The following is a 9,908-nucleotide window of genomic DNA, read 5'->3' on the forward strand; positions in this document are numbered from 1 at the left end:
CTCACTACTTACCATGCAAAAAGGAATTGGAAGTGGCGATGAAATGATTTTCAGCACTTGATACAGGAATTTAAAAATATCGAGTGCAGCTACGACGATATTTTGCGGATTATTTATAGAGGGCGTTATGCCTTAAATAAACGCTAAATTAACATATATTTAATTAACTAATAGGTATTGCTATGTCAACTCCACTTCAAGGAATTAAAGTTCTCGATTTCACCGGTGTGCAATCTGGCCCATCTTGTACTCAGATGCTGGCGTGGTTTGGCGCTGACGTCATTAAAATTGAACGTCCCGGCGTTGGTGACGTAACGCGTCGCCAGCTGCGAGATATTCCTGATATCGATGCACTTTACTTCACCATGCTTAACAGCAACAAACGTTCTATTGAATTAAATACCAAAACAGCGGAAGGCAAAGAGGTAATGGAAAAGCTGATCCGCGAAGCTGATATCTTGGTCGAGAACTTTCATCCAGGGGCTATTGATCACATGGGCTTCACCTGGGAGCATATTCAGGAAATCAACCCACGTCTGATTTTTGGTTCGATCAAAGGGTTTGATGAGTGTTCGCCTTATGTGAATGTAAAAGCCTATGAAAACGTTGCTCAGGCAGCGGGTGGCGCGGCATCCACTACGGGTTTTTGGGACGGCCCGCCGCTGGTAAGCGCTGCAGCGTTGGGTGACAGCAACACCGGAATGCATTTGCTGATCGGTTTACTTGCTGCTTTGCTGCATCGCGAAAAAACGGGGCGTGGGCAACGAGTTACCATGTCAATGCAGGATGCCGTGTTGAACCTTTGCCGCGTGAAATTACGCGACCAGCAGCGTCTCGATAAGTTGGGGTATCTGGAAGAATACCCGCAGTATCCGAATGGCACATTTGGTGATGCAGTTCCCCGCGGTGGTAATGCGGGTGGTGGCGGTCAGCCTGGCTGGATCCTGAAATGTAAAGGCTGGGAAACCGATCCTAATGCCTATATTTATTTCACTATTCAGGAGCAAAACTGGGAAAACACCTGTAAAGCTATCGGCAAACCAGAATGGATTACCGATCCGGCATACAGTACAGCTCATGCCCGACAGCCACATATTTTCGATATTTTTGCTGAAATCGAAAAATACACTGTCACTATTGATAAACATGAAGCGGTGGCCTATTTGACTCAGTTTGATATTCCTTGTGCACCGGTATTAAGTATGAAAGAAATTTCACTTGATCCCTCTTTGCGCCAAAGTGGCAGTGTTGTCGAAGTGGAACAACCGTTGCGTGGAAAATATCTGACAGTTGGTTGTCCAATGAAATTCTCTGCCTTTACGCCGGATATTAAAGCTGCGCCGTTATTAGGTGAACATACCGCTGCTGTATTGCAGGAGCTGGGTTATAGCGACGATGAAATTGCTGCAATGAAGCAAAACCACGCCATCTGATATTAACGGGGGCTTCTGGCTCCCAATTTATAAAAATTTCGAGGTTATTAATCATGTCAGATCAACTTCAAATGACAGATGGTATGCATATCATCGTTGAAGCATTAAAACAGAATAATATTGACACTATTTATGGTGTTGTAGGTATTCCTGTGACGGATATGGCGCGCCATGCCCAGGCGGAAGGCATTCGTTATATTGGTTTTCGTCATGAGCAATCTGCAGGCTATGCGGCTGCGGCAAGCGGTTTTCTTACCCAAAAGCCAGGGATCTGCCTGACCGTTTCTGCGCCAGGATTCCTCAATGGTTTGACCGCATTGGCCAACGCAACAGTAAATGGTTTTCCGATGATCATGATCAGCGGCTCCAGCGATCGCGCGATCGTTGATCTCCAGCAAGGTGATTATGAAGAGCTGGACCAAATGAATGCGGCAAAACCCTATGCCAAAGCGGCATTCCGCGTTAACCAGCCGCAGGATCTTGGCATTGCGTTGGCACGCGCTATCCGGGTCTCCGTTTCGGGTCGCCCTGGTGGTGTTTATCTTGATTTGCCAGCAAATGTCCTGGCTGCGACGATGGAAAAAGACGAGGCATTAGCCACTATTGTTAAAGTTGAAAACCCATCGCCAGCGTTATTGCCATGCCCGAAGTCAGTCACTAGTGCAATTTCGCTGTTAGCAAAAGCAGAACGGCCATTAATTATCCTTGGTAAAGGCGCGGCGTATTCACAAGCTGATGAGCAGCTTCGTGAGTTTATTGAAAGTACCCAGATTCCATTCCTGCCAATGTCTATGGCGAAAGGGATCCTGGAAGATACGCATCCACTTTCTGCGGCGGCTGCGCGTTCGTTTGCGCTGGCAAATGCTGATGTTGTCATGCTTGTTGGGGCGCGACTGAATTGGTTACTGGCGCACGGTAAAAAAGGATGGGCGGCAGATACACAGTTTATTCAACTGGATATAGAACCGCAGGAAATTGACAGCAATCGACCCATTACTGTGCCAGTCGTTGGCGATATTGCATCCAGTATGCACGGTATGCTGGCAGAACTGAAACAAAATACATTTACGACTCCACTGGTGTGGCGCGATATTATAAATATCCACAAGCAGCAAAATGCGCAAAAAATGCATGAAAAGTTAAGTACAGATACCCAACCATTAAATTACTTTAATGCATTGAGTGCTGTGCGCGATGTATTGTGCGAGAACCAGGATATTTATTTAGTTAATGAAGGGGCAAATACCCTGGATAATGCACGAAATATTATTGATATGTATAAACCACGTCGTCGTCTGGATTGTGGCACCTGGGGTGTCATGGGCATCGGTATGGGCTATGCCATCGGTGCTAGCGTGACCTCTGGTTCTCCGGTTGTCGCCATTGAAGGTGATAGTGCTTTTGGTTTCAGTGGGATGGAGATTGAAACGATTTGTCGATATAACCTGCCGGTGACAATCGTTATTTTTAATAATGGCGGCATCTACAGAGGAGACGGTGTTGATCTCAGTGGCGCTGGTGCACCATCACCAACAGATCTATTGCACCATGCAAGGTATGACAAATTAATGGATGCATTTCGTGGCGTTGGATATAACGTCACCACGACAGATGAACTTCGTCATGCTTTAACCACCGGTATTCAGTCGCGCAAACCGACCATTATTAATGTGGTCATCGACCCAGCAGCAGGAACTGAAAGTGGCCATATTACCAAACTTAACCCAAAACAAGTCGCTGGTAATTAAATACTGACATCGTCTCCTCTTGCCAACTCATTATCGATGGTGAGGGGACCCTTATCGGAAATACTATTATGCTAACATTTTTTATTGGCGATTTATTGCCTATTATCGTAATCATGCTGTTGGGTTATTTTAGCGGCAGACGAGAAACTTTTTCAGAAGATCAAGCCCGGGCATTTAATAAACTGGTATTAAACTACGCTCTTCCTGCGGCCCTATTTGTTTCTATTACCCGGGCAAACAGGGAAATGATTTTTGCGGACACTCGCCTGACCCTTGTATCACTTGTGGTTATTGTCGGATGTTTCTTTTTCTCCTGGTTTGGTTGCTACAAATTTTTTAAACGTACCCATGCAGAAGCAGCAGTATGTGCATTAATTGCAGGTTCACCTACCATTGGATTCCTGGGGTTTGCAGTTCTCGACCCTATTTATGGTGATTCCGTATCAACAGGTTTAGTGGTAGCAATTATTTCTATTATTGTTAACGCAATTACTATTCCTATTGGTCTATATTTGCTGAATCCTTCCTCTGGAGCGGATGGTAAGAAGAATAGCAATCTGAGCGCGTTAATCTCTGCGGCAAAGGAGCCAGTCGTATGGGCACCTGTTCTGGCAACGATCCTGGTGTTGGTTGGGGTAAAAATTCCGGCAGCATGGGATCCAACCTTTAATCTGATTGCGAAGGCTAACTCAGGGGTAGCGGTATTCGCTGCGGGGTTGACTCTGGCTGCACATAAATTCGAGTTCAGTGCTGAAATTGCTTATAACACCTTCCTGAAGCTGATTCTGATGCCACTGGCACTGCTTCTCGTTGGTATGGCATGTCATTTGAACAGCGAACATCTGCAGATGATGGTACTGGCAGGCGCATTACCGCCGGCATTCTCCGGAATCATTATTGCCAGCCGGTTTAATGTCTACACCCGCACTGGTACAGCGTCATTGGCTGTTAGCGTGCTGGGTTTTGTCGTCACGGCTCCCTTGTGGATTTATGTCAGTCGACTGGTTTCATAATTAATCATGTTATTAATTTTCATAAATGCCGAAGAGTCTTTTCACCTTCGGCTTTTTTTCAAGGCATAAGCAAATGACAAATACTGAAAGCAAAGGCCCATTTGAAGGGTTATTAGTTATTGATATGACTCATGTCCTTAATGGGCCTTTCGGAACTCAACTTCTTTGTAATATGGGCGCAAGGGTAATTAAAGTTGAGCCGCCAGGTCATGGTGATGATACCCGCACATTTGGTCCCTATGTGGATGGACAGTCACTCTATTACAGTTTTATTAATCATGGCAAAGAGAGCGTGGTTCTTGATTTAAAGAATGATCACGATAAAAGCATATTTATAAATATGCTTAAACAAGCGGATGTATTAGCTGAGAATTTTCGCCCAGGTACAATGGAAAAACTGGGGTTTTCGTGGGAAACGCTACAAGAAATCAACCCACGTCTCATCTATGCTTCATCCTCAGGTTTCGGACATACCGGTCCGCTAAAAGATGCTCCGGCCTACGATACCATTATTCAGGCAATGAGTGGAATAATGATGGAAACGGGATATCCTGATGCTCCGCCAGTGCGTGTTGGCACCTCTCTTGCAGATCTCTGTGGCGGTGTCTATTTATTCAGTGGAATCGTGAGTGCGCTTTATGGCCGCGAAAAGAGCCAGCGAGGGGCGCATGTCGATATCGCGATGTTTGATGCCACTCTGAGTTTTCTGGAGCATGGACTGATGGCATATATCGCGACTGGGAAGTCACCACAACGTCTGGGAAATCGCCATCCCTACATGGCTCCTTTTGATGTTTTCGATACTCAGGATAAACCAATTACTATTTGTTGTGGTAATGACAAGCTTTTTTCTGCGTTATGCCAGGCACTGGATCTGACGGAACTTGTTGATGATCCCCGATTTAACAGCAATATTTTACGTGTACAAAATCAAGCTATTCTTAAACAATATATTGAGCGGACGTTAAAAACGCAGGCAGCTGAAGTTTGGTTAGCCAGAATACATGAAGTTGGTGTACCCGTAGCGCCGTTATTAAGTGTGGCTGAGGCCATTAATTTGCCACAAACTCAGGCGAGAAATATGTTGATTGAAGCCGGGGGAATAATGATGCCGGGTAATCCGATAAAAATCAGCGGCTGCGCGGACCCGCATGTTATGCCGGGAGCGGCAACGCTCGACCAGCATGGGGAACAAATTCGCCAGGAATTCTCATCGTAAATGTTAGATGTGCTGGTAAATAGCTCCCACATTTGAACATTGTGGGAGCCGCTATTTAGTCATTTTGTTGACAGAAAACCGCAATCTCCTGGTCTAACTCTGCAATGTGTTCTTTAATAGAGTTCAGCAACTTAAGAATTTCAGGCTTGCTGTCATCTGAAACGGGCGTTATTTCTAACTGGTGGCTAAGATTAATCAACTTTTGCAAATTCAGGATGTTAGCCGCACCGTGGATGCGATGAATACACTGATGGAAAGTTCTGTTATCGCCAGCTTCTAACGCATGAAACGCAGCGGGTAGATCTTTATGCGTTTCATGCTGGAAAGTCATGAGAATCTCCTGCATCAGTTGTAGATCGTTCGCCGTATTATTTTTCAGGGCCTCGATATCAAGGTGGCGATACTGAGGCGCAATATGCGCAACCTGGTGTAACTGACTTAAATGTGTTTTCAGTACATCCAGGGTTAACGGTTTGAACAAACATAAGTTCATGCCGCAATTTAACCCTTTTTCACGTTCGTTAGCCTGTGCGTTGGCTGTAAGCCCCCAGATGGGTAAGGAAGAATTTTGCTCACGGAGTTTGCGAGTCAACTCAAAACCATCCATATTCGGCATATTAACGTCAGTAATAAGCAGATCATAATGTTGCATACTGACTTTGTGTAGCGCTTGCACACCATCAGTTGCTTCATCAACACCATATCCTAATAGGTTTAGCTGGCGTTTGAGTAATAGCCTGTTGGTCGGATGATCATCCGCGATTAATATGCTCAACTTTTCAGGGAGTGTCATAGGTTGTTCTGCTTTTGCCTCGACAGTCGCCACTTGTTGGGTAAATTCTACCGGGATTGTGATCGTAAATGTCGTTCCTATGCCTGGATGACTTTCTAATGACAAATCGCCCTGCATGTTTTTAATTAATTCTTTGCAGATCATTAAGCCTAAACCAGAACCTGTTTGCTGACGACCTGCTGTTGTTTGGCTATAGCGTTTAAACAGTTGTTGTTGTTCTTCCTGCGATAATCCGCTTCCGGTGTCCATAATGGTCATTTTGATAACAGCGTGGTTGTCATCAATATGAACCAGGGAAGTCGTAATTTTTACTGCCCCCTCGGTGGTAAATTTAAGGGCATTACTCAGTAAATTAGACAGCACCTGCTTAAATGCTTGAGGGTCGATTTTAACCAGGTAGCGTTCAGGAAGCGTACTGCTGCAATTTAATGCGATGGATTTGCTTGCAGCAATCGCACCGAAAGAATGACAAGTGTTTTGGACTAAAGTAGGGATATCGACCCATTGTGGTTGAAGTTGATAGTTACCCGACTCAATTTTGTCGACATCAAGGATTTCACCAATTAAGCCGAGGAGCGACTGTCCGGTGGCGTAAGCAAGTGAAATCGCCTCCACACGTTGCTCCTTGCTAAGACCTGAACCCGACAGAAGTTCCAGGAAGCCCATAATGGAGCTTATTGGTGTTCTTATTTCGTGACTCATTGTTGCCAGGAACTGGCTTTTTGCGACAGTTGCATTGATCGCTTTATTTCTTTCTACTTCGAGTGCATGAATTAAATCACGCGTCTCGGTAATATCTTGCCAACCACAAATATATACTGCATTGTCACTTGCAGGTAAATTACATAATGTATGCCAATGATTAATGCATCTTTTTTCAGTACCATTATTAATTTCAAAAACTTGGCTATATATTGTTCTGTTTTCTTTCGTTTCTGCTGTGACTTCATGCACATTAGAAAAAACATCTTTAAAGGGGGAGTCACTGTTTTCTAATGGTAACATTGCATTTTTGTAGTAATCAGCAGTGAAATAATGTTCAAATGCACTATTGTGACTAATGACATTACCTTGCCAGTTTACAACATAAGTTGGATTCGGTAAGGAATCCGAGAGTGCTTTCCGGAATGATATTTGGTTTTCTAAATCACCCTGAATTACCTTACGACGACGAACTGAGCGTAACAGGTAGAATCCCCATAAAAGGCTACTGCCAACTAATAAAACGGATAAAGTCGTAACAATGTAAAATTGCTCACTATAGAGGTCCCATGTGTCAATGGTCACATTGGGCATTTTGATCCATTTTTCCGTCAGGCGCAGAACTTCGCTTGGGGGAATTGCATTCAATGCTTTATTAATAATATCCTTAAGTTCTGGTTCTCCGCGAGGAAAAGCGAACGAAAGCGATGCATTCTCAACGCCGGGAATAAGAAAATGATAAAGCTCATTAGGATAGTAATGGTCGATCATGTAACGCGAATTTAGCTGTGTCGCGACCAGGGCATCAAGTTCACCTTCCTTAACCTTGTGAAATGCAGCGCTAGCATTATCGACTTGTATCCACTCAACCTCCGGATACATCTCTTTTAATTGCGAATGAAGCTCATAATAATAGGGAATGGCAACTTTCATTCCTTTTTTTAATGTTTGTTCACTGTCAGGCGCTTTTTGCATGACAAAAACGTATGGCGTTGTTATGAAGGCTTCAGCAAATAAAACATTATTTTCTCGATCTTCACTATAAATAGCACCAGGTAATATATCCCATCCACCGGGATTAAGCTGTGTTCCGGCATGGATATTGTGTGAAACGGTGATCGGAGAAAAATTTAAACCTGTTTGCAAGGTAATAATATTAAGAATATCCCCCATAACGCCCCGAACCGAGCCATTTTCATCCGTCATAGAATAGGGAGGGGAGTAAGGATTTTCCAGCACCTTTAAATCGGGATGTTGCTTAATCCACTGTTTTTCATGTTCAGTGAGTTCTAATGGTTTGTTCAGAAAGGCCAGGTTTCCTGTATCAAGCCAATTTTGTGATACTTCATAGCGAACTTCATTTGTTAAAGCATCAACAAACCGATTGAGTACTTCATTAAGAATGACGGATTCTTTTCTGGTCAAGAAAAAATTATATTGACGCGGCGAGTTATAATATTTCACTACATTTAAGGAGTGAGTGAAATAGCGGGAAATCATACTGCTGGTAATGATGTTACTACCAATAAAGTAATCATTATGTCCGGTAGAAACGGATGCTAATGCCTGATATAAATTTGTAAAAGAGATAATTGTTGCTTTTGGAAATGATTGATGAATTACCTCGTCTGGGGGGTAATTTGCTACCCGAGCAATATTTACTGGTTTTGGTGAGGTAAGCGGTCGCATTGAGTCGTGAAGGGTGGTTACCAGCGCCGGAAAGGTAATTATCAATGGTTTGGTTGCAGCAATGTCATTATTAAGAGGCGGCGAAGTAACTAAATGTGATAACACTATATCGACTTCACCTTCTGCAAGCGCGTCCATTGCTTTTTGATGATCTGCGTATTCCCGGAGTGTTAATTTGATATTTAACGCTCTTTTTAAAAGATTTAAATAATCAGCATTAATACCACGAACCCGTTGCTGCGAATCGGTATGCAACAACGTAGCCGTTTGGGACTTGTGTACTGCAATCACAAGATTTTTTTTGCTCGCTAACCAACGTAATTCCTTGTTGCTCAGACGTAGTGGATCAAGCGTGACACGGTTGTTACTACTGATGCCACGATATTCGATGTAATCTTCGTCTGCGAAACTTATGGTCGACCAAAGACCACAACAGAGAAGAAAAAAATAGGGTAAAAACTTCATGTGATTAGCCGATTTTGTTACGTTGCGCGAATGTGTAAAGATCCATCAGTGATTTACATTCTAATTTTTCCATCAGGCGACTTTTATACGTGCTGACAGTTTTGTTGCTGATGAACATTTTTTCCGCAATGTCATTATTGTCCTTGCCATCAAGAATATACCTCATGACACTAATTTCTTGTTTCGATAAGGAGTCGAGTTTTTGCTGGTCGGACGTTAAACTTCCAACAAACCGGTTGAGAGAGAAAGGGAAATAGCAGTAGCCATTTTTTGCAGCTTCAATAGCCGCAATGATATTGTTCATGCCTTCTTTTTTACTCACGAATCCATTAGCGCCTGCATCAGCACAATGTTTCCCGTAAAAATGGTCATTTTTAGCGGAGACGATAATAATAATTCCGCTATATTGGCGCTTCCTCAGCGTTTCTAACACCTGGATACCGTTAACTCCGGGGATATCGACATCAATGATGACGATATCAGGTTTAAGTGTTTCCACCCGCTGAACGGCACTTCCCCCTTCAGTCAACTCCGCTAAGATTTCAATATCGTTTTTGATCAATAAATTACGAATTGCTGCGATAGCAAGAGGATGGTCATCAATAATTATTGCGTTCATAGATTATTCCCTTTGCAATGAAGCATCTCCCTTCTCCCTGTAGTAATACAGACATAAGGCATCATCTCATTTTCTCAATCAAAATAAGAAAATTTGAGCTTCCTTTAAGATAATTCAAAAAGTATACCATATAAATAGTCGGCATAAATGAAATGTCAACAATAAAATCAGGGATAATACCGCTAACTTATAGTTTCAAATGAGTACTATAAGGCTTCTTATTAATC

The 9,908-nt window shown here is 43.2% G+C and carries 6 protein-coding genes; 4 read left to right on the plus strand and 2 right to left on the minus strand.

All coding sequences use genetic code 11. The annotated features are described in order from the left end of the window. Positions 1-182 precede the first annotated feature (182 nt). The 4 genes from frc (at position 183) to yfdE (ending at position 5,413) form a co-directional block, all read left to right on the plus strand. Positions 183-1,433, plus strand: a complete 1,251-nt coding sequence (frc, locus tag HEN33_RS18500) for a formyl-CoA transferase (protein ID WP_000106772.1) — start codon at positions 183-185, stop codon at positions 1,431-1,433. A 53-nt stretch (positions 1,434-1,486) separates the two neighbouring features. Next, entirely contained in the window at positions 1,487-3,181 is a 1,695-nt protein-coding gene (oxc, locus tag HEN33_RS18505; protein ID WP_176262577.1) for an oxalyl-CoA decarboxylase, read from the plus strand. 68 nt (positions 3,182-3,249) lie between these two features. After that, positions 3,250-4,194, plus strand: a complete 945-nt coding sequence (gene yfdV / locus HEN33_RS18510; RefSeq protein ID WP_000955028.1) for a transporter YfdV — start codon at positions 3,250-3,252, stop codon at positions 4,192-4,194. A 73-nt stretch (positions 4,195-4,267) separates the two neighbouring features. Further along, positions 4,268-5,413, plus strand: coding sequence for a CoA:oxalate CoA-transferase (yfdE, locus tag HEN33_RS18515; RefSeq protein WP_105277965.1), 1,146 nt, complete (start codon positions 4,268-4,270; stop codon positions 5,411-5,413). A gap of 55 nt (positions 5,414-5,468) precedes the next feature. On the opposite strand, the gene evgS is transcribed toward yfdE, so the two are convergent. Together evgS and evgA are read right to left on the minus strand one after the other, a co-directional pair. Further along, positions 5,469-9,062 carry an acid-sensing system histidine kinase EvgS gene (evgS, locus tag HEN33_RS18520; RefSeq protein WP_176262576.1) on the minus strand — a complete coding sequence of 1,198 codons (3,594 nt, stop codon included), beginning with the start codon at positions 9,060-9,062 and terminating at the stop codon, positions 5,469-5,471. 4 nt (positions 9,063-9,066) lie between these two features. Continuing rightward, positions 9,067-9,681, minus strand: coding sequence for an acid-sensing system DNA-binding response regulator EvgA (evgA, locus tag HEN33_RS18525; RefSeq protein ID WP_000991370.1), 615 nt, complete (start codon positions 9,679-9,681; stop codon positions 9,067-9,069). Positions 9,682-9,908 lie beyond the last annotated feature (227 nt).

The sequence above is a fragment of the Escherichia sp. 94.0001 genome, assembly GCF_013369155.2.
Classification (GTDB): Bacteria; Pseudomonadota; Gammaproteobacteria; order Enterobacterales; family Enterobacteriaceae; genus Escherichia; species Escherichia coli_F.